Source organism: Kiloniella sp., assembly GCF_048270245.1.
In the GTDB taxonomy this organism is placed as follows: Bacteria; Pseudomonadota; Alphaproteobacteria; order Kiloniellales; family Kiloniellaceae; genus Kiloniella.
The window spans coordinates 824785-850512 of the sequence record NZ_JBLWTH010000001.1; the positions used below are offsets into that span (position 1 = coordinate 824785).

At 43.9% G+C, this 25728-nt stretch carries 26 protein-coding genes, 1 tRNA gene and 1 riboswitch; of the genes, 15 read left to right on the forward strand and 12 right to left on the reverse strand.

All coding sequences use genetic code 11. From position 1 onward, the window contains the following. Positions 1–12: 12 nt before the first annotated feature. Complete coding sequence (locus ACN0W5_RS03900; RefSeq protein WP_417452910.1) at positions 13–882, reverse strand: GNAT family N-acetyltransferase; 870 nt, start codon at positions 880–882, stop codon at positions 13–15. A gap of 226 nt (positions 883–1108) precedes the next feature. On the opposite strand from ACN0W5_RS03900, the gene ACN0W5_RS03905 reads away from it, so the two are divergent. From ACN0W5_RS03905 to ACN0W5_RS03915, 3 genes are read left to right on the forward strand one after another with little or no spacing between them, the layout of a single operon-like run. After that, positions 1109–1450 (forward strand): EamA family transporter, encoded by a 342-nt coding sequence (locus ACN0W5_RS03905; RefSeq protein WP_417452911.1) that lies wholly within the window; start codon positions 1109–1111, stop codon positions 1448–1450. 11 nt (positions 1451–1461) lie between these two features. Further along, positions 1462–2460 (forward strand): glycosyltransferase family 2 protein, encoded by a 999-nt coding sequence (locus ACN0W5_RS03910; RefSeq protein WP_417452912.1) that lies wholly within the window; start codon positions 1462–1464, stop codon positions 2458–2460. 27 nt (positions 2461–2487) lie between these two features. Continuing rightward, positions 2488–3840, forward strand: a complete 1353-nt coding sequence (locus ACN0W5_RS03915; protein WP_417452913.1) for a hypothetical protein — start codon at positions 2488–2490, stop codon at positions 3838–3840. Here the strand turns inward: ACN0W5_RS03915 and ACN0W5_RS03920 are convergent. From ACN0W5_RS03920 to ACN0W5_RS03930, 3 genes are read right to left on the reverse strand one after another with little or no spacing between them, the layout of a single operon-like run. Next, entirely contained in the window at positions 3837–4448 is a 612-nt protein-coding gene (locus tag ACN0W5_RS03920) for a YfbR-like 5'-deoxynucleotidase (protein ID WP_417452914.1), read from the reverse strand. The two genes, ACN0W5_RS03915 and ACN0W5_RS03920, sit on opposite strands and share 4 nt — an antisense overlap. A 60-nt stretch (positions 4449–4508) precedes the next feature. Continuing rightward, positions 4509–5372, reverse strand: coding sequence for a type 1 glutamine amidotransferase (locus tag ACN0W5_RS03925; RefSeq protein WP_417452915.1), 864 nt, complete (start codon positions 5370–5372; stop codon positions 4509–4511). Positions 5373–5411: 39 nt separating this feature from the next. Then, the gene (locus ACN0W5_RS03930; RefSeq protein WP_417452916.1) at positions 5412–6170 is read right to left on the reverse strand and encodes an HAD family hydrolase; all 759 of its coding nucleotides are present in this window, start codon (positions 6168–6170) and stop codon (positions 5412–5414) included. A gap of 487 nt (positions 6171–6657) precedes the next feature. Between ACN0W5_RS03930 and dusA the strand changes: the two genes are divergently transcribed. The 3 genes from dusA (at position 6658) to ACN0W5_RS03945 (ending at position 9150) form a co-directional block, all read left to right on the forward strand. After that, a complete protein-coding gene (gene dusA, locus ACN0W5_RS03935; protein WP_417452917.1) occupies positions 6658–7644 on the forward strand; it encodes a tRNA dihydrouridine(20/20a) synthase DusA in 987 nt (328 codons plus the stop codon). A 65-nt stretch (positions 7645–7709) separates the two neighbouring features. Next, positions 7710–8162 carry an OmpA family protein gene (locus tag ACN0W5_RS03940; protein ID WP_417452918.1) on the forward strand — a complete coding sequence of 151 codons (453 nt, stop codon included), beginning with the start codon at positions 7710–7712 and terminating at the stop codon, positions 8160–8162. Between the two features lie 76 nt (positions 8163–8238). Beyond that, on the forward strand, positions 8239–9150 hold the full coding sequence (locus ACN0W5_RS03945) for a polysaccharide deacetylase family protein (protein ID WP_417452919.1): 912 nt from the start codon (positions 8239–8241) through the stop codon (positions 9148–9150). Positions 9151–9179: 29 nt separating this feature from the next. On the opposite strand, the gene ACN0W5_RS03950 is transcribed toward ACN0W5_RS03945, so the two are convergent. Beyond that, positions 9180–10463, reverse strand: a complete 1284-nt coding sequence (locus ACN0W5_RS03950) for a 3-deoxy-D-manno-octulosonic acid transferase (RefSeq protein WP_417452920.1) — start codon at positions 10461–10463, stop codon at positions 9180–9182. 10 nt (positions 10464–10473) lie between these two features. Then, the gene (locus ACN0W5_RS03955) at positions 10474–11601 is read right to left on the reverse strand and encodes a glycosyltransferase family 4 protein (protein WP_417452921.1); all 1128 of its coding nucleotides are present in this window, start codon (positions 11599–11601) and stop codon (positions 10474–10476) included. A gap of 535 nt (positions 11602–12136) precedes the next feature. Between ACN0W5_RS03955 and ACN0W5_RS03960 the strand changes: the two genes are divergently transcribed. The 3 genes from ACN0W5_RS03960 (at position 12137) to ACN0W5_RS03970 (ending at position 15313) form a co-directional block, all read left to right on the forward strand. After that, entirely contained in the window at positions 12137–12841 is a 705-nt protein-coding gene (locus ACN0W5_RS03960; protein ID WP_417452922.1) for a hypothetical protein, read from the forward strand. Positions 12842–12933: 92 nt separating this feature from the next. After that, positions 12934–13716: a response regulator transcription factor gene (locus tag ACN0W5_RS03965; RefSeq protein ID WP_299373438.1), complete on the forward strand. Its 783-nt coding sequence runs from the start codon at positions 12934–12936 to the stop codon at positions 13714–13716. Positions 13717–13735: 19 nt separating this feature from the next. Then, positions 13736–15313: a sensor histidine kinase gene (locus ACN0W5_RS03970; RefSeq protein WP_417452923.1), complete on the forward strand. Its 1578-nt coding sequence runs from the start codon at positions 13736–13738 to the stop codon at positions 15311–15313. Positions 15314–15344: 31 nt separating this feature from the next. Here the strand turns inward: ACN0W5_RS03970 and ACN0W5_RS03975 are convergent, their stop codons facing one another. The 5 genes from ACN0W5_RS03975 to ACN0W5_RS03995 form a co-directional block, all read right to left on the reverse strand. Beyond that, positions 15345–16697 carry an MATE family efflux transporter gene (locus ACN0W5_RS03975; protein ID WP_417452924.1) on the reverse strand — a complete coding sequence of 451 codons (1353 nt, stop codon included), beginning with the start codon at positions 16695–16697 and terminating at the stop codon, positions 15345–15347. Positions 16698–16861: 164 nt separating this feature from the next. Continuing rightward, positions 16862–17206, reverse strand: a complete 345-nt coding sequence (locus tag ACN0W5_RS03980) for a hypothetical protein (protein ID WP_417452925.1) — start codon at positions 17204–17206, stop codon at positions 16862–16864. A 35-nt stretch (positions 17207–17241) separates the two neighbouring features. Beyond that, positions 17242–17442, reverse strand: a riboswitch (cobalamin riboswitch). 74 nt (positions 17443–17516) lie between these two features. After that, positions 17517–18413: a transglycosylase SLT domain-containing protein gene (locus ACN0W5_RS03985; protein ID WP_417452926.1), complete on the reverse strand. Its 897-nt coding sequence runs from the start codon at positions 18411–18413 to the stop codon at positions 17517–17519. A gap of 78 nt (positions 18414–18491) precedes the next feature. Next, a complete protein-coding gene (locus ACN0W5_RS03990) occupies positions 18492–18665 on the reverse strand; it encodes a hypothetical protein (RefSeq protein ID WP_417452927.1) in 174 nt (57 codons plus the stop codon). Positions 18666–19057: 392 nt separating this feature from the next. Beyond that, on the reverse strand, positions 19058–20005 hold the full coding sequence (locus ACN0W5_RS03995; RefSeq protein WP_417452928.1) for an N-formylglutamate amidohydrolase: 948 nt from the start codon (positions 20003–20005) through the stop codon (positions 19058–19060). Between the two features lie 186 nt (positions 20006–20191). Between ACN0W5_RS03995 and ACN0W5_RS04000 the strand changes: the two genes are divergently transcribed. After that, positions 20192–20548: a response regulator gene (locus ACN0W5_RS04000; protein ID WP_417452929.1), complete on the forward strand. Its 357-nt coding sequence runs from the start codon at positions 20192–20194 to the stop codon at positions 20546–20548. A gap of 99 nt (positions 20549–20647) precedes the next feature. Then, a tRNA-Val gene (locus ACN0W5_RS04005) sits at positions 20648–20722 on the forward strand. 53 nt (positions 20723–20775) lie between these two features. Here ACN0W5_RS04005 and ACN0W5_RS04010 read toward each other — a convergent pair. After that, positions 20776–21489: a sulfite exporter TauE/SafE family protein gene (locus tag ACN0W5_RS04010; RefSeq protein WP_417452930.1), complete on the reverse strand. Its 714-nt coding sequence runs from the start codon at positions 21487–21489 to the stop codon at positions 20776–20778. 354 nt (positions 21490–21843) lie between these two features. Here ACN0W5_RS04010 and ACN0W5_RS04015 point away from each other — a divergent pair, with 354 nt between their 5' ends. The 4 genes from ACN0W5_RS04015 (at position 21844) to ACN0W5_RS04030 (ending at position 25601) form a co-directional block, all read left to right on the forward strand. After that, positions 21844–23226: a pilus assembly protein TadG-related protein gene (locus ACN0W5_RS04015; protein WP_417452931.1), complete on the forward strand. Its 1383-nt coding sequence runs from the start codon at positions 21844–21846 to the stop codon at positions 23224–23226. Continuing rightward, the gene (locus ACN0W5_RS04020) at positions 23223–23828 is read left to right on the forward strand and encodes a TadE/TadG family type IV pilus assembly protein (protein ID WP_417452932.1); all 606 of its coding nucleotides are present in this window, start codon (positions 23223–23225) and stop codon (positions 23826–23828) included. The genes ACN0W5_RS04015 and ACN0W5_RS04020 overlap by 4 nt, the downstream gene beginning before the upstream one ends. After that, the gene (locus tag ACN0W5_RS04025) at positions 23828–24457 is read left to right on the forward strand and encodes a TadE/TadG family type IV pilus assembly protein (RefSeq protein ID WP_417452933.1); all 630 of its coding nucleotides are present in this window, start codon (positions 23828–23830) and stop codon (positions 24455–24457) included. Before ACN0W5_RS04020 ends, ACN0W5_RS04025 begins: the two co-directional genes overlap by 1 nt. 205 nt (positions 24458–24662) lie before the next feature. After that, positions 24663–25601: a class I SAM-dependent methyltransferase gene (locus tag ACN0W5_RS04030; protein WP_417452934.1), complete on the forward strand. Its 939-nt coding sequence runs from the start codon at positions 24663–24665 to the stop codon at positions 25599–25601. Positions 25602–25728: the final 127 nt, after the last annotated feature.

Here is a 25728-nt window from a genome sequence, read left to right on the forward strand (position 1 = left end):
ACAAAATCCTATTTAGTAGGCGTCAAAATCCAGAAAATTAAAATAAAGATGCCTTTTGTCGATCTCTAAATTGTGACCTTGCAGGTTGCGAAAAATTAAATTCAGCGGAGAGGGTTTTAACCGATCCGGAATGGGAAAGTAATTTCCCCAAGAAGCTTCTTCGGGAATAACGCCAAGCATTAAGCGTAGGCCCATGCTATGCGAACTTGTTGTCGCTTCAGTATTTTCATCTAAGTAGATCTCGGTGAAAGCTTTAATGACAGATTTATCAGTACAGGCTTCTACTTGTGAAAAAGGATTAGTTTTTTTTGTGATGCGCGCTGGGTTATTAGGGTTGGATAAACGCCAGGAAAAAGATTTTTGAGTCCAGTAATGTTTTATCAGTGATCCAGAACTATTTAGCGTATGGCGGGTTTTTTGAGGGAAGGTGCCAACACCGACCCGAGCTTCTAGCGAGGAGACAAGAGTGAAATCAAGTTTTTTTAGAAAGCCTGGGGTAGAGTTGCTGTTTGCAACGCCGATAACAAATTCGTAACCAAGTTCTGCTGCTGTTTGATATGTCTTGTCTGCCAGTTTGGTGAAAAGTCCCTTACCACGATAATCAGGGTGTGTTGCCGTATTAAGTGAAAGTAGCCCTTTCCGAATTGTTCCTGCAAAAGACCAACGAACTGGAATTGTTGAGTAGTGAGCGGCTAGAATGTCTTTATCCCACGCGTCAAAGCCGACAGCTTTACCTTCAGGGTTGTTGTGGTAGAGCCAGAGAAGATACTTTGCCGCTTTTTCAGAGTTTGTCAGATGGGGGGCGTTGTTAAAACACATCCCGAACAGTTTACTATATTGGTTTATAAGGTCTAAAGAAGATCCAACTGGAGCGAAATTCAAAACTGATACTCTATGTTTTAAGGCTGGAGAGAGATTATTTGCACCAAACTATCTATAAAGAGTAATATTTTGTCTAGGATATTTAAGGTTAATATTTGGTAAAGCAGTGGAGCGATCTCTATTTGCTTCATATTGTTATTGTGTACATTAACATATATAGAACTGAGATCGTCGAGTTCTAAATTTTTGTATCGGCTTCTTTGGCTATTTAGAGAAACACTCTTTTATGAAAATCTTGATTTTACTACTTTTTACTTTGGTGATGTCCTCTGGCCAGCTTCTTTTTAAAAAGGCTTCATTAGAAATAAATTGGAACGAAGGAGTTTTAGGTTTAGTAAATCCTTGGTTGATTATAGGGGTTGTTCTATATGGCATTGCGACGCTTGTATGGGTATGGATCCTGAAAACAGTTCCTCTCAATTTTGCCTATCCATTCACTGCTTTGGCCTTCGTTATTGTTCCTGTTGCCGCATCAATCCTTTTCAAGGAAAGTCTGGGTTGGCAGAATGTCGTTGGAACCGTTTTTATTATAGCGGGGATTGTTATTATTTCTGTGAAAGAGATCTAAGCAGCTGAAGAATGAGAGATGTGCAGAAAGAAAAATCGATTGTTGTGGTGATACCCTGTTATCAGGTCAAATCTCATATAAAAGGCGTGCTTGATTCTATTCCTAGCTTTGTTGATGCAATTATTTGCGTTGATGATGCGTGTCCTGAAAAATCGGGGGATTTTATTGAATCTAATATTCAAGATACCCGTGTCACTGTCTTAAGGCACCTTACAAATCAGGGGGTTGGTGGTGCAATGATCACTGGTTTTGATGCTGCGCAAAAAGCTGGACATGATATTGCGGTCAAAGTTGACGGTGATGGTCAAATGGACCCAAGTCTGATTTCAAGATTCATTGATCCTCTTCTTTCGGGGGACGCGGATTATACAAAAGGCAACCGTTTCTGGGACAGTCGCAGTCTTGTCGCAATGCCGAAAATTCGCCTTTTCGGGAATGCTGTTCTCGGATTTGTAAATAAATTTTCGTCGGGTTATTGGCGAATAATGGATCCAACGAACGGGTTTTTAGCAATTAATCTTTCAGTGTTTCAGCTTTTGGATACATCCAAGGTTGCATCCAGTTATTTTTTTGAAAGCGACATGCTATTTCGTTTGAATTTAATACGAGCAGTTGTTCAAGACATTCCTATGGAAGCTAAATATGGGGATGAGATTTCAAACTTGAAAATCAGAAAAATTATTTTACCATTTTTAGGTGGGCACATTCGAAATGCATTTAAAAGGCTGGTTTATAGTTATTTTCTCAGAGATTTTAGTCTGGCATCATTAGAGTTTATCTTAGGACCAATGCTTATTTGTTACGGTGCTGTGTTTGGTGTTTGGCATTGGTATCTGTCTGCATTTGAAGGACAACAAGCAACTCCAGGACAGGTGATGCTTGCGGCTTTACCCATGGTTGTCGGTTTACAGCTTGTACTATCAGCTCTTAATTTTGATATTACAAATGAGCCAAAGACACCTTTGAGCAAGCGGCTTAAACGTAGAATTGATATTGATCTTAATAACTAAAATTCTTACTGAGGGTAAATTATTTTTGTGATTAAAAAAACAAATTTATATTTATTTCCGTTCATATTTTGCCTTTTAATTCTTACTATCCAGGCAATTAAAGTTGGGTATCAGGAACCCGTTTTTGACGCTTTGAGTTATGCTGATCGGGCAACAAGCTTTTCACTTGTTCCCCTTGAAAACAAAAGAGATGGTATAATCGTTGCTCCGTTATATCCGGGTTTTCTTAGCTTAATGATGTCAGTTGATCCCGAGGTCAATAAGGCAATCCGTTGTTATAGTGATCGCAAAGGGGGGTGTGACGTTTCCGGGCTGACTTCTGTTTATGCCGTGCAGACTGTTTTGATCGCAGTAGTCGTATATTTTTGTTATCTCGCTTGTCTTTTCTTAACAAAACGATTCTGGTTGTCTTTGGCTGCAATGATGTTGGTTTTGTTTGCTGGACGTATGTCAGAATACTCAACCTGGTTAATTACAGAATCGTGGGCTTTTTTTGGTTTTATAAGTTTTGCGGTATGTTTGGCCTATGCCCTTAAGGTTAAAGATAATTTATGTGTTTTTCTGTTTATGGGAACCGGACTCTCTATTGCTGTCTTAACACGTCCATCATATCTGTACTTGGTGTATTTTCTTATTCTGGGTATCCCTCTTTATTGGCTTCTAATCAAAAAAGAAGGGCTAAAAGAGGCTGTGTTTAAGACAGGTGCTTTTTTGCTGCCATTTATTTTGTTTGTCCTTCCTTGGATGCTTCGTAACTACTCTTATTACGGCGTTTTCGGGGTGAGTGCAGGGTATGGCCCGCATATCCTTTCGGAAAGAGTAGCGTATAACATGATGAGCTGGGCTGAATATGCTGTCAGTTTTATCTACTGGTTGCCCGATTTTGGTGATTCGCTAAGCAGAAGTTTATTCCCTGTGGAACTATACCAGAAACTAGGTTTTGGTCATCCGGAAGGGTATTACAAATATGGTAATTCGGTTATGAGAGCAGAGATTTATAGGCAAGCTGCCACGGAAAAAGAGCGTATTAGTCTTCTGCTTAATGGTTACATTCTACCTGATATTGTGAAACATATTATGGTAACATTTTCACTCTCGTTACGAGGAATGTGGGTGGCAAAGTACTTTGGTTTGATTGGCGTATTTGCTTTGATACCAGGGTTTATACAGCTGAAAAAAATAGCTGGTACAGCGCCAGTATTATTTTTTGCATTCCCGTTTTTCTTTATGGTCGGATTTAATGCATTCGTTTCTGTTAGTATCCCAAGGTACAATGTTCCACTAGTTATGATCTATTCAATTGCGATTGTTTTGACAGGGTACGCGCTCTGGAAGCTAGTACAGCGCCGTTTAGTATCGGTTGGATTTAATAAAAACTAAGCTGGTGGTTGGCTGAGCTTTTCAAACCGTTTTAAAAAGCTCTCTTTCGCTTCTTGCGGAGGGATGCCAGTGATGCGGATATTTGGCATTGCCCTAGGTTTACCAAATATCTTGCTGGCTTCTTTGTCGCTAAATCCAGCCAGCTGTGTAGCTTCTAGGTATGCTGCCATACGGTCTGCGCGTTTAATCAGCTTGTTGATTGTGTCTGGTAAATTGGCGGGCAGTCCAAAGCGGACGTGAATTGCTTGCATCAATCTGTTTTCCAGATCTTTGTAGCCACTGCCAATTGCATATTTAAAAGGGGTAATCAAGTCGCCGATGACGTATTCCGGTGCGTCGTGAAGGAGGGCCGCCAAGCGAATCTCGGGTTTCGTATCCGGCTTAAGCAGAGTGACAATTTCTTCGACTAAAAGGGAGTGTTCGGCAATGGTATAGCCCCATTCGCCAGTTGTTTGCCCATTCCAGCGGACTTCACGTGATAGGCCAAGCGCGATGTCTTCTATTTCTATGTCGAGGGGGGATGGGTCGAGGAGGTCTAGTCTTCGTCCGCTCAACATACGCTGCCATGCGCGAGGGGCGGATGTAGGTTTTTCTTTGTGTGTAATCATAAATCAGGTCTGTTTCTCGTTGCGAGCCACAGACCTGATTGGGTGAATCGTCTGCAGCGGTTAGCGTCTGCGGGCCATCGTTGGAATGACGAGGCGTTCAATCCAGTTCTTAACTTCGGCCTGGCGAATATCGGCGTTCATGATGTCATGATCAATACCAAGCAACCACCACAGATCTTTTCTGCTGGGATCTTGATGAAGTGCTTCGAGCATGTCCACAAAATTCTGGGCATCATCAATGTTTGTGAAGAAGCCTTTATCTACCAGCTTTTGTTTACGGCAATAACAAAGTCGCGCCATTTCATGAAGGTCATATTCCGGGTGGTATTGAACGGACCAGAATACACCGCCCTTATGGGTTACGGATACGGCTTGAACTGATGTCCAATCGTTAGAAGCCAATATCTGACCATTGGGAGGGAGGTGAGTGATTTCGTCATCATGACTAATAAAAGCATCAAAGACAGATTTTTTGCCCTCGAAAAGGGGATGAGCACGGCCTTCGGGTGTTAGGGAGATTTTACGCGCAAAACCCATTTCCCTGTCTTTGGGATTAACTGCGCAGGCACCACCCGCGGCGACGACAGAGATTTGTGCTGCCCAGCAGCTACCAAAACTTGGGACTTGTGCTTCATAGGCAGCTTTTGCAAATTCAATCTGCGGTACAACTTTGGGATCATCAGAGTGAACGGTCAAGCTTGACCCTGTCCAGGCAATGCCGTCGTATTGCTCTAGACCTGCGCCCATAGGAAGGGTTGCCCCCGGATCGGCGGGGTAAACGATGTCACACTCCGCGTCTGGGCTTTGCGTTTTCAGCATCTTGACGTAAAGATCGCCCGCTGTGGACGCGCCGCCTTCTTTTAGGCCATCACGCCCTTCTTTGGCATAGCCATCGACGACGAGGAAACGTGGATTTTTAGACATGTCGTCTTTCTCCGGTTTGATAGAGGTATTATTTAGTTATTATTTGTTGGCATCCGCGAGAGCATCAATTGCAGCTGGTAAATCTGCGTAGCTGTCGACAATAGCGTCGGCTGTCGTGTGAGCTTTGTCGGCATCGCGGGTTGCGGTGAATAGTATGGCTTTCATTCCCAATGCATGCGGGCCTTTGATGTCGTTGTGGTCTCGGTCACCTATATGCAACATCTCTTCGACCTTCACGCCGAGCTGCTCTGCGGCAGTATCAAACATGCTACGGTGCGGTTTGGAATGACCGACTTCATCAGAAAAGGCAAAGCCGCTGAAGTACTGTTTAAGGTCATAATCGTCGAGAATTTGTCGAAGACCTGTTCCCGGTGTGACAATGGCATCGGAAACAATACAGAGTTTATAACGGCTTGATAGATCGGCTAAAGCCGCCTTAACGCCGTCGATTGCATTTGGGGGAATGTTGACCTCCATATCGCCTGTCTCTTTGACAACGCGATCGAAAAGATCTTTTGGAAGGCTGCGACCCAGACCATTTAAAATAGCGCGAATGCGCTGTTCGACGGTCCAGTTTATAAAGAGTTCTTTCCAGACAACATTGAAAGAAGCATCAGCGACATCGTATGCAAGTGTCACTGCATCCATCTCGATGGGTTCGACTTCGTTCAGGGCTTTCCATACAATGTGGCGACGTTCTTCTTTTTTGCTTCTTAACCCCTGGGCGGCGCGTTTGGGTTCGTCTGAATCGTCATCAACGATTGTATCCCATAGGTCAAAGGTGATGGCCTTGATCATTGTGGGCTTCCTCTTTCAATTAAGTGCGTGGTTTAGAACGCATCGTTAGTAAGGTGTTTGTGTCATTTTTGACTTATGGTCGAGATCATAAAATGGAATGTTATTTTGGACAAGATAAAAGTGGGATAAAAGTGACTATTGGTTATTTTATGTGGGTTATTTGCTAATAGTTTGTCATATCTAGAGAATTGGACTGTGAAAAAAAAGGTTTTTGTGGTGCTTAGTGGTCTGATTCTGTGCGAAAGTAACTCGTCTTTTATTGGTCCCTTTCTGATTAAGGGAGGAGGCTAATTAATGGGAGGCTTTAGTTTGTGTTCAGCCTTAATACTGGTTGTTTATGGTGGATAGGGGCTTTCCTGCAGATGCTTTACCACCAACTATGGTTTAATGTTTGTGCGATAGCTGTTAAAAAAACTTTTGGAATGCTGTTTGGGTATCTTTGTCGTATATGCTGGATGGAGTTAGCACTAAGTTGATGGAAAAGAAGATGTTGAACAGGAAAGTATGCGTTGCCCCGATGCTGGACTGGACCGATCGACATGAACGGTCTTTTTTGCGTATGATTTCGCAGCATACAGTTCTTTATACGGAAATGGTGACAACCGGCGCCTTGCTCCATGGTAAAGATCCTGAACGGTTTTTGCAGTTTGATGAAAAAGAACATCCGATAGCGTTGCAACTTGGCGGCAGTGACCCTGAAGCGATCAGAACGTGTGCTTTGAGAGCGGCAGAATTTGGGTACGATGAGGTCAATCTTAATGTCGGATGCCCAAGTGATCGTGTCCAGAAAGGGCGATTTGGTGCGTGCTTGATGGCAGAGCCAGATTTGGTTGCAGAATGCGTTTCTGCCATGACAGCATCCGGATTATCTGCAACGGTAAAAACACGTATCGGCATTGATGATCAGGATTCATATGAGTTTTTACACGAGCTTGTATCTAAAGTGAAAGATGCAGGCTGTAAAACACTGATTGTTCATGCACGTAAAGCGTGGCTAGAAGGATTGAGCCCGAAACAAAACAGGGAAATTCCGCCCTTGAGGTATGATGTGGTGTATCGGGTTAAACAGGACTTCCCGGATCTGGAGATCATCCTTAATGGTGGTGTGCAAACACTTGATCAGATTGAGGACCATTTGGGAAAAGTTGATGGCGTGATGATTGGTCGAGAAGCCTATCAAAATCCTTATATTCTAGCAGGAGTTGATCAGAAATTTTATGGTGAAACTAGGATCAAAGAGCGTGGTGAAATTGTCGATGAACTCTGCAATTATGCTGCCGTGCAGGTGGCCGAAGGAGTGCCTGTAAAATCAATAACGCGGCATGTCCTCGGGCTTTTTAATGGGTTGCCAGGTGCGCGGGCTTGGCGACGGAGCTTAAGCCAAAATGCATTTAAGCCGGGTTCTGATGAGGGTGTTATTCGACGGGCTTATGAAGACTTCTTATTGTCGGGACAGACCCGTGATGTTGCTTGATATGGTTTTCTGGCTTGCTGTGCTGTAGGATTGTTCGGGCAATTGAGAAGGGAAGGGGACTTTTTGTGATTAAAACTATTGCTAAGTATCTTACACTGGGAATGCTTATGTGGGGAATAAGCCTTTCTCCTGCATTGTCTAGCCAAGTTGATTGTTCAAGACCTGTTGACCAAAGTCCGTTAGCGAAAAAAGTTATTTATTTTGAGGTTGGTCAATCGGGCCTTTCGAAGGAGGCGCAAAAAAAGATAGATGATCTTTTTGATGTTGTTGATGGTCATCCTTCACTAAAAATCTGCGCGATTGGTCAGGCAGATAAACAGGGCGATCCCGAAGCGAACAAAAAGCTCTCTCTTAAACGCGCGCAGAGCGCCAAGAATTACCTGATAAAAAAAGGCATCGCCAAGAAAAGAATTGAAACGGTTTTCCGCGGTGAAGCCTATGGAAGTTTTTCTTTGTGGGGGACTGGTGATAAAGCAGATGAAGATCGTCGAGTAGAGGTCATTGCTTATAGCGAGTGAGGGTGAATACGTTTGTTTTTCTTGAAGCTTTGATCGTGTCACGTTTTATTCGGAACGCCTAAGTAGGAAAAAATAATTGTCGGCTAAATATCAGGGGGGCCACATCCTCTTATATCACGGTGTTTTTGAAAGTATTCCGACGGGGCTGGAGAGCAGGTTGCATAATGTCTGTCCAGATGAGTTCAGGCGACAGATAAAGTGGCTGCGTAATCAGTTTGAAATTGTTTCTTTAGATGACTTTGTTAACGCGCAAGACAGGCGTGGCCTGGCAACAATTACCTTTGATGATGCCTATGCCGATTTATTTAGCAACGCGATACCATGGTTGATTGAAGAAAAATTACCATGCACGGTTTTCCTCAATAGTAATCTTGTCGAGGGCCGTATTTTTTGGCGGGATAAGGTACGCTTTATTCTGTCGCACCAACTTGAAGAAGATTTTTTAACCTTTTTCGGAAAGGAAAAATGGGCGAAACAAATAAGAGCAGAACGATTTTACAAAGATAGTAAAAAGCCAAGATTAAGTAGTAAGCGTGTCGATCAGGCGTTGGATGTTTTTTTTGCTGCGAAGCAGCTGGATGGGACCTTGAGCTCGCTTACAAAAGTAATCGCTGACGAATCAAAGCTGATCGACAATGCTTTGGTTTGCTATGGAAACCACAGCGCTTCTCATTACGTTTTATCTTCTTTACCGCCAGAACAACAATGCGAAGAAATCAGATCGTGCCAAACGTGGCTTAGAGAAAGAGAGTATTTTTGTACATTTTCATTTGCAGCTCCTTTTGGGGGGACAAATGATATAGATGCGAATACTTTTCTCTTTGCAAAGAAAGCAGGTTGTACCGCTGTATTGATGAGCAGGCAGGCCGTCAATAAAGTGCTGCAGAAAGATGCCGTGACAGCACTCCCTATATTTGAGCGGTACATGGCGCCACCGACGTTGGAAGAGTTAGTACATCTGTCTCGTGAACTGGATCAGATTGTATAGGGGCTTTATCTGTTAATTGAGATTATCGACTAGCTCGGAAGCTTCTGTAGGATCTCACCAGCTACGGCATTAATTTCCTGCCCGCGGTCTTTTACATATGCGGCTGCTTTTTGTGCCAGCCTCTGTTGGAAAGACTTATCACTTAAAAGCACTTCTAGCTGTTCGGTGATATCTTCTGGCTCTGATAGCTTAACGACGGCATGATTATCAACCATCTCATTGCAAATTTCTTCAAAATTTTGCATCTCTGGTCCACAGATAATCGCGCAGTTTTGCCTCGCAGGTTCTAAGAGGTTTTGTCCTCCTTTACGTAATAGAGAGCCGCCGATAATAACAACAGGCGATAGTGCATAAAAAAGGCCGAGTTCCCCCAAAGTGTCAGCCAGATATATTGAGGTGTCTTCTATTATGTCTGTGCCTTCACTTCTGAGGCTAACGGTCAGGTCTTTTCCTTGAAATTCATTGAGAATTTCGGGGCCTCGTTCCGGGTGCCGAGGGGCAATAATGCATAGAAGATTGGGGAATTTTGATTTAAGTTTTTCGTGAGCCTCTGCAAGAAACGCTTCTTCGCCCCGATGTGTCGAGCTTGCGAACCAAACCGGACGCGCGCCTATGGATGAAGATAGCTCTTCAAAATGATCTTGATTGTATGTCAGAGGGGCTGCTGCAAACTTTAAGTTACTTTGTTTCTTGACGTGGGGAGCTCCTAATTCTGAAAACCGCCGTGCGTCTGTAGAGGATTGAGCCAGAATCAGGTCAAATTGTTTGAGAAGATCCCGAATAAAAAATGATGCTCTTGTCCATGATTTAGCTGATTTTTGTGACATTCTACCATTAAGAAGAATCAGGGGGATACCATGAGATTTCGTTCGAAAAATCATATTGGGCCATAGTTCTGATTCAATAATTAAGGCAATATCCGGACGCCAGGTTTTTAAAAACCGTTCAATAGCAAGCGGTAGGTCAAGGGGCACAAACTGATGCATCGCGTATGCTGGAAGCCGTTCTTCCATCAGTCGCGCAGATGTGGCTGTTCCTGTTGTAACAAGAAACTTCAAATCGGGCTGTAGTTTGTGAAAAGTTTCGAGTAGGGGTAACATCGACAGAGACTCTCCTACCGATGCCCCGTGTATCCACATCAACTTTTCTTTAGGTTTCGCCAAAGAGGCGTGGCCAAGTTTTTCTGTGTAGCGTGTCGGATGCTCTTTACCGCGGGTTATGCGCTTTGCCAGATGATATTTGACAAGCGGTGTCATAACCGTCGCAACAGAAGAATATATACCCATAGCTATTTTTGTGCGGAGTGTTGTCATGCACGATGCCCTAACTCAGGTTTAATGTCTTAAGCTGGGTTTCTATTATCTTTTGCTCGTCATACAGTGCTAATGCACGTTCTCTGCTGGCTGACCCCATTGTTTCGCGCAATTTGGGGCTGTTCACAAGCTTGCAGAGCGCATCGGATAATTTTCCCGGTTCATTTACCGGGACCAGAATGCCTGTTTTCCCATCGTTAACTTCTTCCCGCGATCCACGGATATTAGTAGCAACCACGGGAAGACCTGTCATCATTGCTTCGATGATTGATCTGGGCATACCTTCTCGGTGAGATGGAAGGGTAAAAATATCCGCAGCACGCATGATTTGGTTCACGTCATCCCGGTAGCCTAAAAACCGAATGCGTTTTTTTAATTTCTCATCTGATTTGGCCTGAGCTATGGCATCGTCAATGTCGCTGGCATGGTCACTTTCAAGTCGGTCACCGACAATCCAGAGAGTTGCGTTGACTTTTTTCATTGCCTCGATCAGTTCAACATAACCTTTTTCCCGGACCAACCGGCCAACCATCAGGATAACAGTCTCTTCATCCCTGGCACCAAGTTCTATTCTAAGGGCTTTTCTGTATGATTTTGGGGACGCGGGGTAAAACTTGTTTACATCGATACCATTGCCAATGGCGACAATTGTTCCATTCTTACACAGCTTGTGCTTCTTGGCTGTTTCTGCATCTTCCTGAGCTTGTGTAAACAATGTGTCGGTAAAACGGCCAGCCAACCATTCCAGCCCAATGAAGATATTTTTTTTCATCGTTGGCATGTTTTCATGAAAATAAAAACCGTGCGCGGTATAGACTATTTGAGGAACACTAGCTGCGCGGGCTGCAAAGCGAGCTATGAGGGATGCTACCGGTGTGTGTGTGTGAACCAGATCAAAGTTTTCGTTCTTGAAAAAACGAGTCAGATTATTGAATGATTTTGTGTGTGAGAGCAAATTGAGCGATCGCTCAATTTCTATGGTTTCGACCCTAAAGCCTTCCGCGCGAATTTTTTCAACCAATGGGCCATCGCTGCAGACGCCGACAACTTCGTGACCTGCATCTCGCATTCCCTTCATAAGAGGAAGAAGCATGTGGTAAAGCGAGAAATCGACAGCGCAAATTTGGCAGATTTTCATTCGGTTCCTGCTTATTAATTTCTGAGATAATAGATCCCGGACTAGGGCATCATATAGTTGTCGTGCTCGTACGGAAATGGGTTAGTGTAATTATTTCCCAAATTGAGTATCTGACATACCGACTTATTTTAACTGGTGCAATGGTTGAGGGGACTAATTTTGTTAGCTTTTCTTCTAGGGCATTTATAAAAAATTGTTATATACGGCGAGGAATCCTTTAAATTGACACTTTTGCAGGTTTATAAAGACTTACTTAGTTAGGGTGTCTTTTGATCGTCTTACGGGTTTTTGCTATTTAAGATTATATTGGCAGCTTACTGTATTCCAATATTCTACGGAAGAATTTGCTAGATTTCGTGGAGTAAGGAACGTTGATAACTTTGTTTTAGGGCAACTTTTATTTTTTAGGCTTTGTTAATTATGGCGTCGCCTAGGCGTTGACCACAAAATAAACACAAGCCTTGGAGGGTTTGTGTCGATAAGGGATAGGCAGCGTTCGCGCTACGAGACAATTATGTTGGGATGTCATCTAGGAATGAACAGGATCGGAGGCTCGCTTCGTTATCCATTTTTCTTTGTAACGGCACTTCTTTTGGCTGGATGTAGTAATTTTCCAGGAAAAGGCGGGTTCTTTGCGAACAAAAATACTGCGAGCGATACACAGATACCTGCCGAACCTCAAATTGCAGCACGCGGTAATGCAAAACATGAACCACAAGCTGTTTCCGAATTAGAGGTGCCGAAGCCAAACTGGAAGCCGGAAAAAATACCGGATAGACCAGTGCCTTCAGAAGATCTGTTGGCATTGCAAACAGATAGAGATCTCTCAGACAAATCATTATTGGTTACGCCAAAAATTAGCGTTCTGCTTGGCATGTCTTTTATTCAGGTCCGGGAAAAATTGGGGCAACCGGTATGGATAAGGGACGTCTATCCGGCACGTGTTTGGGGATATGATACCGAGAGCTGTAGTTTACAGATTTTTTTCTATCCGAAACTGGATCAGGCTGGTGATTACAGAGTACTGGCCTATGAAAGTGGTCTTAATGGTGATGGACTATCAAAGGTTACGTCGCTCAAAGCCGATGATGGAAAATCGGCTGGTAGCAAGTCCCCTTTGAAGCCGGGTACAATCAGCGAAGAAGATCATGCTGTCGTTCAGGCTTGTTTTCAGAAGATAATGGAAGAAACCCGATCATTAAAAAGGGATGGTACTGGCAATCTGGTGCCTGATTCATGAGGCAGATTGATAGCGGCAGAGAAATTTATTTAATGAATTTATGATGTGTGTGACACACTCGAAAGTAATGGAAGCGAAGGCAGGAGATAAAAATGATGGCAGCGACGACAATAGTTGAGACAGCAAGTCCGCGCGTTATTTTGGTTGATGATGACGATCTTTTCCGGGAATCACTGGGATTGAACCTATCTGAAGAGGGTTTTAATGTTATTGACTTCGATAATGGTGCTGATGTTCTTAGTTATTTGTTAAATGAACCGTCACTTGATCCCATTCTTCTGGACTGGCGTATGCCTGGATTGGATGGTTTAGCCGTTTTGAGACGTTTACGTGAAGCAAGAATGAATAATCCAGTCATTTTTCTTACGATGTTAAGTGATGAAATCTATGAAGAAGCTGCACTTCGTTGGGGCGCGGTTGATTTTATCGATAAATCCAGACGCTTGCCGATCATTTTACAGCGTTTGCGATTAATTGCCGAAGGCACAAAGGGGAGTTCATCCTCTCAGGAAGAAGGAAAGGATTCCGGCAACCCGCTATCTTCACGTATAGGTGATCTTGAAATTCGCGAAGACATCATGCGGGCCTATTGGAAAGGTGAGCAGCTGGACCTGACTTTAACAGAATTTGCGATTGTTTGTTTCTTGGCAACGGGAATTGGTAACGACGTAAGTTATCGTCAGATATACGATCTGGTGCATGGTAAAGATTTTGTCGCGGGGTACGGCACGGATGGCTACAAGGCTAATGTCCGTTCCTTTATTAAGCGCATACGTAAAAAATTCCGGGAAATTGATGATAGCTTTGAGCACATTGAAAACTATCCCGGTTTTGGTTATCGCTGGCGGAATGATGGTCCGTCAGGTACGGCTTAACTGGTTCGAAGGTTAAATCGTGAAACACCAAGGCGTGATTATAAACGAAAGCGAACAGAAAGTACGTCGGTCTGGGATGAGCCGGGCGGCACATTCCCTGTTCGCAAAATTCGTTATCATGCTTTTGGTGTTTCTTGCTGTTCCGGCCCTTTTGTATCAAGAGTTTCGGCAAGCTGATCTCGATCGCCAAAACATTGTTCTCACCGCGGTACGTGAACAGGGGCGACTTATGGCCGAGAGTTTACGGCCTATGCTCGAAAGCGCCGACCCTTCGATTTTGTTGGATTTACCAGAAGAAATCGAACGTATAGCAACCAAGGGAAATGGCATAAAAGTTTTGTTCCGTCCTGCTGGTGAAGAGGGGGTGCAAGGGGTCTTTTTTGTTGCTTCGGAACCACGCCTTTCGGCGGACGAATTGCGTAAAGAACGAGAGACACTGGTTGCTCAGGGTGTCTTTGATAATTTGACGGCCAGCTGTTTGATCGAACGGCCAATGGCGATAAGGCACCTACGGCCCAGTGGTATCGAAGAGCTATTGACCTCTATGACAGCGATTAGGACCGATGCCGGATGTTGGGCGGTTATCGCGACGCAATCGGCAGAGGTTTTTCTAGGCTCTTCCATTGGACAACCTTATTGGAAGACACTGGAAGTTCAGATTGCAGCTGCAATTTATTTAGGTATGGCGCTTATTCTTACCATTCTTGTTTTTACCGTTTGGCGTGATTTGATGCGCTTTAGAGATCTTGCCCGTGGAATTCGCGAAGGCAGTGTCGATAAAAGCAGCTTTATGATGAGCAACAAGGTGCCTGAACTGGAACCTGTTGCTCATGAATTCGATCGGATGACCCATACTTTGCGCGAGTCATCTGATTCGATCCGACGTGCGGCCGAAGACAATGCGCATGCTTTTAAGACACCATTGGCGATTATCAGACAAGCGCTTGAACCCTTGAACAAGACGGTAGAAATAGAGAACAAAAGGGGACGCCGTGCCCTGCAGGTTGTTGAAGAAGCTCTGGATCGCTTGGAAAACCTGGTTTCCACTGCGCGACACCTTGAACATACCTCTGCTGAACTACTGAATCCACCCAGAGAAAACATTGATCTTTCCGCACTTCTTCTGCGAATGCTTGAGGCTTATAATGTGAGCTTCTCTCAGCAAGGGGTTATCTTGCAAAGCTCAATAGATCATGAAATTTCGGTGCTTGCCGGCGAAGATATGCTGGAAACCATACTTGAGAATATTATCGATAACGCGCTTGAGGTTTCCCCTCGGGGTACGACGGTCACAGTTGATTTGATCAACGGTAAGAAAACGGCTGAACTGGCTGTGCGTGACCGTGGGCCGGGCGTCCCCGACAGTGAAATTGAGCGTATTTTTGAGAGATATGTTTCATATCGACCGAAAAAAACAGGACATGATTCTAGCAGTGATACAGAACAAATTAAGGGAGGAAGTTCCTCTCATCACATGGGGATTGGTCTTTGGATCGTCCGTAGAAACGTCGAAGCGATTGGAGGTTATGTCAGGGCCGAAAATCGCCAGGATGGCGGCCTCTCTATTATTGTTTCTCTTCCGCAAAACGGTGAATAATAAAGTATCTTCTGAACAAATGTTATGCCTACTAAGTTGCTTGCCCCATGGATTTTGCCTTAGCAGACGTTGCCCCAATGGAATTTGCAAGGGCTGGGTAATATCTGAATAAGGTTAACCCGCGCGTTGCCATATACAGCATCATCGACAACCATAATCCGTGATTTCCCCACATAGGTACCAGAAACCATGCACTGATCAGAAAGATGAGCAGTGATTGTATCATGGCATTACGTAAAGCAACCGTTCGTGTTGTTCCGATAAAAATGCCGTCAAACTGAAATCCTGCCACGCTTATCAGGGGCATAAGTATGGGCCAGTAAATGAACTCTGTGGCGGTTGATCTGACGCTTGATATGTCGGTGAATAAACCGATAATTAACGGCCCAAACAGATAAAAGGTGATAACGAATAGAATGGATGTCAGGAAAGCCATGGCGCTGCTGGCCTTAACTGCGTTTCTGAATTCAATGTTATCTTTTCGCCCTTTTGCGTGCCCGGTTGTGATTTCAGCAGCATGGGCGAAGCCATCTAAGCCATATGCTGAAAAATAGAGGAACTGCATTAACACTGCATTGGCCGCGAGGATCTCATCCCCCATGCCGGCGCCTAATCTTGTGAAATATGCAAACGCAAATATAAGGCACAGCGTACGAATAAAGATATCCCGGTTTACGGTGAACAAGGCAAGAATATGAGAACGAAGCCAAACATTCTGCCAGTCAACATTGTAGGTGAAGAAATTGGACTTCTTTAGAATGATCCACAAACCTACAGTGAAGCCGACACCTTCTGCGATCACTGTTGCTAGCGCGACACCCTCTACCCCCCAGTCAAGTTGTACGACAAAAAACAAATCCAACAGAATGTTCACAGAATTTATTATGACCTGAAGGATAAATGTTAACTTTGGCTCTCCCTTACCGATAAGCCAGCCAATAATGACGTAGTTAGACAGGGCAATAGGCGCACTCCATATACGTATCGTGCTGTATTGAAAGGCCAGATTCTGAACCGCTTCACTGCCATCGATCAATGTGATGCACAGCTGTAACAGAGGCGTTTGCAAGGCGATGAGAATGAGCCCAAACAATAACGCAAGTAGTATGGGGCGTAGAAAGGCCGCCTGTTGCTCCGGGAAGTTTTGAGCCCCAAAAGCCTGAGATGTAAAACCGACCGTCCCCATTTTCAAAAAGCCAAATCCCCAAAAGAGAAAGCTGAAAATTGTTCCCCCTACGGCCACGCCGCCGATATAGGCAGGGTCTGGTAAATGACCCATAACAGCGGTGTCGACAGCACCCAGTAGGGGGACTGTCAAATTTGATAGAATTAGCGGAACTGCTAAGGCCAGAATGTGTGTGTAATGGGAAGGCAGCTTGGTCAATAGTTCGGTACTTTGATGTGGAGAGAATGGGATAAAGGAATTGTCTTATATCCCATGCACTACCGTTATCGTACTTTTATTTTTTCCTTGGTTTAATCACGATAAGTGGCACATAGAAACATGAGCCTTTGAAAGATATATCAACGTGATTGATTTGGAACAGGTCAAGAATGTAGTCTGCGCCGGTATTTTGATCCCCGGCGTGTAGTCGCTGCCAGCCGTGATCTTGGAAACTCAGCTGTTTGCTTCAGAAACATAATGGTTTTTGCAGAGCTGTTATTTGTCTGATCAATGATGTCTTCATAATGTGACAATAACTGAATGGCTGCTAAAGCAGGGTCGATCTCATTTGGGAGACTCAAAACCCAAGCCAGGATAATGTCTTCTGGTGGCGTGTTGGTTTCTTCATCCATCATAAGCATCTGATGAATAATAGATTTAGGATCATTTGTGGAATTAGAAGGAACTGTCGCACAAGCGAAAGATAGTGTAGAGGCGTGACTCGTCATTGCATTTTCTCCTCCGGTGCACCCCGCCCGGGTTAATGGTTGATAAATGCGATGGCAGGTCTCCTGGCTCGTGGATCAACGATATCTATCCGTCCTTCCCAGCCTTATGTAGGCCAGTGGGTCATAAGATAATATCTCATCACTTACAGTTGCGGGGGCAGCTTTGGAGTCAGTCTTACAGACTTCACCAAATTCCCTTTTCATCCCATAGGGGGAACCTCGCGATTTAAAGTAAAGCTACTTTACTGGAATGGGGTATGTCAATTGATTGAATCTGGTGTTTCAGTCGCCATTAAGTCTGGCAGAATTTCTATGAATTGGTTTCAAATTTTTTAAAAAGAATCCTCGTGGCTATTGAGCGCCCGATTATTTTTGTTGTAACGGGTTTTTGTGAAGCACTTTCTACGTTTTCTGTCAGGACAAGCTTTTCCAATGAGAGTGTTGCCGAGGGTGCCTTTTTACGCGAACTCGTTTTGGGAAGGTCAACACCAAGTGTCGGCGTCGATCCTGTTGGCTTTAAATGAGATACTTCAACGCCGCCAGGATTTCTAGCGTGGTTTTCTGCGAGGGGAGTGTTTTTCTTTTGTTGCCGGGCAATCTTCTCTTGGGCTCTTTTTTCAAGTGCTGCGAGGCGGAGTTCTTTATTTATACGGTGTTTCTCGTCGCGCCAGGCCGTTAATACTTTACGGCGATAAGGGGTGCTGTATTTCTGGTTGTAAGAATGATACCTGCCAACAGCTGATGTCCATGACGGGGATTTTCCGCGCAGTTCAACAAGAAATTTAGCCGCGTAGGCTACGTTTGTGTGGGGATCGAAAGCAGCCTCCAATGATTTGAAAGCTTTGGCATGGTGGTACAAATTAACCTGCATGCAGCCGACGTCGATATTCTTGACGCCTTTAGATTTGAGTTTTTTTACCTCAGCAATTGCGGCTTGTTTGGTAGGAAGGTATCGCCCTTTCCCTTCTGCCATAACAGTCCAGGGCCATGCCACTCGGCTACCCTTTTCCTTGTCCCATTTGCCCGATTCAACTAAAGAAATAGCACGTAACAAATGCAGGGGAATTCTTTTTTCGATCTCTGTTTCTGTGATGATATCGGCACAAATATCACTGTTGTTTTTCGCACTCATGGATTGGGCAAAAGCGTTGGTTGATAGAAGGATACCAATAGCCAAGGCTAGATAGTATAGCGGATTACTTGGCATGATCTTTTGCTCCTTTCCTTGTTTTATTCAATTTGTCTGGTGATCGTTTGCGTTATGCAATTTTCGCCAGGTTCGTTTTTAGTCAGTTTGAATGGGCAGCATTCTCGGTAAAATCTCCCAACTTTCATTTGGAAATTTACGTGTTATGCGATTGATAAATTTACCGACATTCTCTTCTTTTAAGGCCAAAATTTTAACTGGCTCTTGGTTCTTGCGAATTAGAAAATCTTGACGTCTCTCATAATCGAACATTTTCTCCTCCAATTTTCATTACTCTTGAAATTATAACAAGCAATTTTGAGGCCAGTTATGTTCTGGTAAATTGGATTTGACTCTGGTTCATAGTCTTGAAGTCAGCAATGGTCTATTTTCTATGATGGTATTTCGTACGTAATTAGAGTTATTTTTTTGATAACAGTGTCTTGCCTGGATGTGGGGCTTTTTTGGGGGGGAGAACGAGAAGTCAGTTCTTTTTGGGGAAGAAGATTTTTTATTAATAAGTGCTTAACCATATAAACGTGTAAAACGGCAATATTTACCTGAACATTTCTACCTCTACAGGCCTCTCCCTAAGCTGCTTTCGAAGAATAGCAGTGTGAAAGGTGATCATCTTCAACGTTTGGGTAATAGAAGATCAACCTGTTCTAATAATCGAGGTCGCTTTGTTTGATGGAGCCGATAGCAATAATGAGATCGTCCATTAATGAGGCGATATCATCAAATTCTTGCCTGCGTTCAATCTTCTCTTCGTCCATGTATAGAGTACGGGATATCTCTATCTGAAGACAGTTAATACCCAGAGCGGGTTCGCCATAATGCTGGGTGATGAAACCACCGGGGTAGGGATTGTTATTAAGGACGCGGTATAAATTCTGTTCTAGAATATCCTCAACGGTTTTTGTGATGATTCTTGATCCGGCTTTGCCGAAGCGGTCCCCCAGAACAAAATGGACGGGTGATGGGCGAGAACTTATTGCATTGGCCTGTGTTGTCAGTTTGGGCATGGAATGGCAATCAATCAGAATGCAGTACCCAAATTTGCGCTTTGTCGCATCCACGAGCTGACGAAGTACTTTATGATAAGGCCAGTAAAATCGTTCTATACGTTCTTTCGCCTCGGCAAAGGTCAATTTGTCTTTGTAGATCTGTGTTTCGCTGGTGACGTTGCGGGCAATGGTTCCCAATCCAACGGCAACGCGGGGCGAGTTTGTATTTACATAACTGGGTAGCTCATCTTCGAACATATGTGGGTCAAGTTCAAAGGGTTCTCTGTTTGCATCTACGAAAGCACGCGGGAAAAGTGCACAAAGTAAAGGTGCCCCGAGTTTAGGGGCGTTTTGAAATAGTTCGTCAACAAAAGAATCTTCCGAGCGGCGCAGGTTATGAATATCCAGCTTAGAGCCTTCTACAAAAGCTTCCGGATAGTGATTTCCGCTGTGGGGTGAAGACAAAACGACTGGCAAAATATGCTGTTTTGGAAGGTGCAAACGATAGGATTCTGTTTCTCTGATCGAGCCTTGTTCGTCATTCTCAATTCGATTGTTTTGCGGTGTCGAATTTTTGTCACCCATTTCATTCACATCATAGGTCATGATATCGTCGTCAATAGTCCAATGAATAACATGGATGAAGATTTAGTCGTGTGACGGATCGTTCTCATAACGCTCTTTTGATTGTGGGCTGTAAAATGATGTATAAGCTTATACCTATTCTTGATGCTATGATAATGAAGTGTCGAGCATTTTTTTGAACTTTATTCGATTGATTTACCGTTTCTGATGGCTGACATTCTTCTTGCAGAAGATGACGATAACCTACGTTATTACCTGTGCCGCGCATTGGAGAGAGCGGGGCATAATGTAATTTCGGCCTCGAATGGGCAAGAAGCAGAAGAAACATTATCTTTTCATCGGTTTGATTTGGTTTTGACTGATGTTGTCATGCCGGAAAAAGGGGGCTTGGAGCTAGCTAAAATCGCCCGTTACCATCAGCCAGAGATCAAGATTATGTTTATTACAGGCTTTTCTGGAATTTTGATGGAGGAAAAAGACCCTTCATTCAAAAGTGATATCGTTTTGTCCAAGCCATTTCATCTCAGAGATTTGATTGATGAAGTAAATAAAGTGGTTTTGTAAGCGAAAACTTTTGCGAAAGGGCTTGTCAAACATTTGGCAGTTTGATACTTCCCTGTCTCACCGAATATTGCGTATTTATCAAACGATTTTTCGGATATAGGGCGTATAGCTCAGCGGGAGAGCACTTCGTTGACATCGAAGGGGTCACTGGTTCAATCCCAGTTACGCCCACCATGAAAACCTCAAGGGAAACCTTGGGGTTTTCTTTTGCCTAGTTCTTAAGAAGGCTATTTAAATAACAAAGTTATCGCAGAGAAAACGAGGATAATAGATAGACCATGTTTATATCTTTGGTCTTCAATTTTGCCAATTAGCTTCCTGCCTGTCAAAGCCGACAATATGGCGATCATTATCAAGGCTGTACCAATAGGATAATGTTCTGGTCGCAGAATGTTATTACTGGAATAGCTGATTAGCTTGATAAGGTTTACCCCTAGGGCGGTCGTCGCCATAACACCGATAAAAGATTGTTTTTCAAATCCCATGCGATCCAGCGCTAACGCTTTGATGGGGTTTCCACTGCTAAGTAACCCTGAGACATATCCATAAAAAGCAGCAACGATCAGGGCGAAAGATGTTCTTTGTGGAAGGGATAATTTAAGACCAAAAGCGCTAATAATAATGCTTAAGATGATAAAACCAGCGAGAAGAGGCCGCAATGGTTCCGGATCAATAGAAGCGAGCGTCTCTGCTCCTAGCCAGGAAAAGGGAATGCTTCCGATCGCTATAGTTGCTGAAAGCCGCCAGTTTATATGCTGACGGTACAGGATTGTTTTTGTGAAGGTCGACGCCATGAACAGGATAGTTGTCAGGGCAATACAGTCTTTGATAGGAATAAATAGTGAACCGATGGAAAGAACAATGAAGCCGCTGCCTAGCCCAAAGACGGCTGATACTAAAGAGCCAGCAAGGGCGATGATAAGAAAGAGATAAAGTTCCATCAGAGAAATCGTTGTTTGTTTCTCTTACCTTATTAGGGGGATATGCTTGGAAATGCATCGGATATTTCGTGTTGTATTACACAGGCTGAAAATAATTGTCATTGAAGTTTAATTTCAAAACAGTTGCTTTTGTTCGGTAGAGGCTTGTTATTACAGAGTTTATTTTTATATAGAAATAAATCTCAAATTTTACCTAAATTATTGTTTTTTTATAATGGGTTAGAGTTAATCTTTTTTTAATTGTGACTTGGTAGAAGTGCATGGTGAGCTAATTGAATTTTAGTGGAACGAGCGATGCCATCAAAAGAGATTCAGGTAATCGCACGGGGCTCAAATCATTAGGGTGAGCTAGTAATGACATCTTTTTCAGCGGCAATAACAAGACTTGTGAACCTTGCTCTGCGCATCAAGCAGGTGGCCGGTGCATGCTATGCCTGTGAAAAGGGATCTATATTTGTAAATTTTGGTGTGGTTGTTGTGCCGCTCATTGCCATGGTTGGTTTGGGGGTGGATGTCGGGCGCGGTTATGTGGTCAAAGCGCGTTTAAGCCAAGCTCTGGATGCATCGGCATTGGCGGCGGCACCCTACGCAGACAACGTTGTTAAGCTACAAGCTGAATTTACCAAGTACTTTGATGCCAATTTTCCAAGTGATTTTATGAATGTTGATGTTACGCTGGCAACTCCTATCATTAGTGACAATGGCACCAAAGTGACGGTCTCAGCATCTGCTGTTTTGAATACAACATTAATGAGTGTTCTGGGGGAAGAGACAATGTCTGTGGCGGCCAGTTCAGAGGTCACGCGGCTTATTACACCCTTGGATGTGGTGGTTTCCATTGACACGACAGGATCAATGGGAAGTTCCGACGGGTCTGGATCCCGGTTGAGTTCGGCCAAGGATGCCGCTGAAATTCTTGTTAATAAATTATTTGGTAATGAGACCGAAAGTGAGAATCTCCAGGTTGGATTGGTGCCTTGGTCTGCTGCTGTGAATGTGGCAGAACGTGGTGTGAGCTACGATTCTGCTTTGAACACATTTACGGGTGGGTACTGGTATACCAATAACTCTCCCGTTCCCTTTATTACAGAGCCTGATAGTGATTGGCGTGGTTGTGCCTATGCCCGCTATACTGATAACAGCAACGATGATGATGCTGATCATCTTTTATATGATGCTGACGTTGGTGGTGTGACCTGGGAAGCTTGGGAACCAATGCCTCGAAGGGTGGTGAATCCTAGTAATGGCTACTTGTATACTGTCAGCTGTCCAGCTTGGGGAATTTCAAAGTTATCTGGAACAAAAAGTCATGCGATAGCTGCTATTGATGAACTGTCTAGTCCCACAGGTACAACGACAATTGCTCAAGGTCTGGTTTGGGCTTGGCGTGCTTTAATGCCAGGGGAACCGTACAACCAAGCAAGCACTAAGAGTAATCTTCGTCGTGCGATTGTGATTATGACAGATGGCCTGAATACCAGTTCTTACCGCGATGCATACAGGGGTGATCTTAATGTATCCGAGATGGACGCCCGATTGTCAGCCGTTGCTGCGCAGATAAAGGCAACAGGTGTTGATATATATGTTGTCGAGTACCACGTTGAAACTAACCTGATGAAAAGTGTCGCGAGTGCCACGACCGCACCCTATTATTTTAAGGCTGATAGCGCAGCTGAACTGGAAAAAGCTTTTGAAAAAATTGGCACTGAACTATCTGAACTCAGAATATCAAAATGACTCTTATTCGATCTCTTTTTGGGAAATGCCGCTTTAAAAAATTCAGGAAGTGTGACAGGGGCGCAGTTGCTTTGGAGTATGCTCTTGGGTTGCCCATTTTCCTGACGCTTGTTCTGGGCGTCTTTGATCTGGGGGGGGTGTATTTTGCAACAATACTGTTAGAGGGTGGATTACGAGAAGCGGCACGATACGGTGTTACGGGTAATTTAGAACCTGGCGTGACCAAAGAAGAAAAGATACTTGAAACTATCAACATTCATGGCGCTGGTTTTGTTCAGGTAAAAGCGGACGAGCTCACAACCTTAGTTTATGAAGATTTTGACGCGATTGGTGATCCGGAACCTTATGTGGATGCCAATGGCAATAATGCTTATGATGGTGGAGAAACTTTTACCGATTTGAATTGTAATGGAGCTTGGGATTCAGATGCTGGGTTCGACGGTGCAGGAAACGGGTCAGAGGTTGTTCTCTACACTGTTGTCCATGAAACCCAGTTGATTACGGGATATGTCGCTAACTTAATTGGTGAAAACGGCAAGGTTAAATTACGTGCAAGCGTTGCGGTCAGAAACGAGCCCTATGGCGGAGGTGCGTCGTGTTGATGTCCTTACGATCAACGTTATTGAATAGTCGTTGCGTTTTTTTTCGATGCTTCAGATTTTTCCGGCGCTTCAAAAAATGTGACGGGGGGGTCGCGCTTGTTGAACTCGCCCTTATCCTCCCCATTTTATTGTTGATTTTATCCGGCGCCATTGAAATGAGCCGTTATATCTGGATACAGCATAAAGTGCTGAGACTCACTGCCGAAATCAGTGACTTGGTGACGCAGTCCAGAAATATGTCTGCGACTGAGATGGATGTAATTTTTACTGCGGCAGACTATATTATCCACCCATTTGATTTGGGGGCAAACGGGATCATTATCGTTTCCTCTGTCAGCGGAACAGGGGCAAACCCGCCTGAGGTGAATTGGAAACAGTGTGGGGCAGGGAGCTTGGCCGTTTCCGGGTCTGTGGGGCTTGCCGGGACAACAGCAACTGTACCGAACGGGCTGATTGTTGATCCATTGGACAACATTATCATCGCAGAAGTTTTCTATGATTATGAACCGTTGATTTTCGATAATATTGTAGAGAGTACTCAGATAACGCGAACTGCTATTCATACTCCTCGGATATCGGCTTTGATATCAATTCAACGTGACCCTGGACAAACAGACGGTTGCCCATAATCCAGAAATATTGTTATTAATGTTTACATAAATATTTATTGTAATAATGAATTTCATATAAAGAACGATGCGTGAGTTAATCACGTCAAAAAAACATCTTTGGGGGCGGCCACGAATACAGTGGTTAAATAAGGGATGAGGGTGTTCGGGTTTGTGGTTCAAGTATAAGTACGTTAGCCTTCTGGGCATGAGGAGCACTGCTTAGATGGCAAAATCAGCCAACACACAGGTTATGAAAGGCCAGATATCATTATTTGATAGATTGAAGGCCTGGTGGTTTGGGTATGAATTACGCATCGTGCCAAAAGCGCCACCCATGCCTGCCATAAAAGAACATGACGTTCGCGCAGATAGTCATGAGTGGGAAAATTTACGTATTAAACTTATTCAAGACGTATGGGGTGAAGGAAACACTACCCCGGGTGATGAAGAATATATTGAAGAGCTCATTAAACCTTTCGGTTTAGACCCTTCCAAAAATGTTTTGGATATTGGCGCTGGACTTGGTGGTGCTGGTCGGACAATGTCCGATAAGTTTGGTGTTTGGGTGACCTGTATGGAACGTGAACACGAAATGGTCGAAGCCGGGATGGAAATCTCGACCATGGCAGGAATGGCAAAAAAAGCACCCGTTCTTGCCTTTGATCCTGAGAAGTTTGAGTTCAAGCCAAAGTCTTTTGACTGCATATTCTCGAAAGAATCTCTCTATACAATTCAAAATAAAGAGCAATTTTTTAAAGATACTTGTCGTGCGCTGAAAGATGGCGGGCAATTTCTTTTCACTGATTTTATCGTAGATGATGACCCCGACGAAGAAATATTGAAGTCTTGGAAGGATGGTGAAGGAAGCAGTCTTCAGGTCTGGACAAAACTTCAATATGAACAAGGTTTCACGGCGGGTAATGTTCAAAGTCGAATTTTCGAAGACATGACAGATCGTTATCTTCAAATGGTCAAAAGCGGTTGGGCTGATTACTTGGGCCAGATGAAAGAAAACGGCGTTGACAGGAAGATGGAAGATGTCTTGGTCCGCGAAATGGAGCTGTGGGCGCGTCGTACACATGCTCTTGAATCCGGAACGATCAGGCTTTATCGATTCCTTGCAATCAGACAATCTCAGACACAAATGCTGTCTGATTGGTAAAGAATCCGAAAAAAGAGTCTCTTTTCTCTTTTGTTTACCCGAAAAGTTGCGTATAGAAGCGCTCAGTTTTCACACTGTTTGATCAGGCAGTTGACATCTAAGAGGTCCTTACATATTGTCCGGGCTT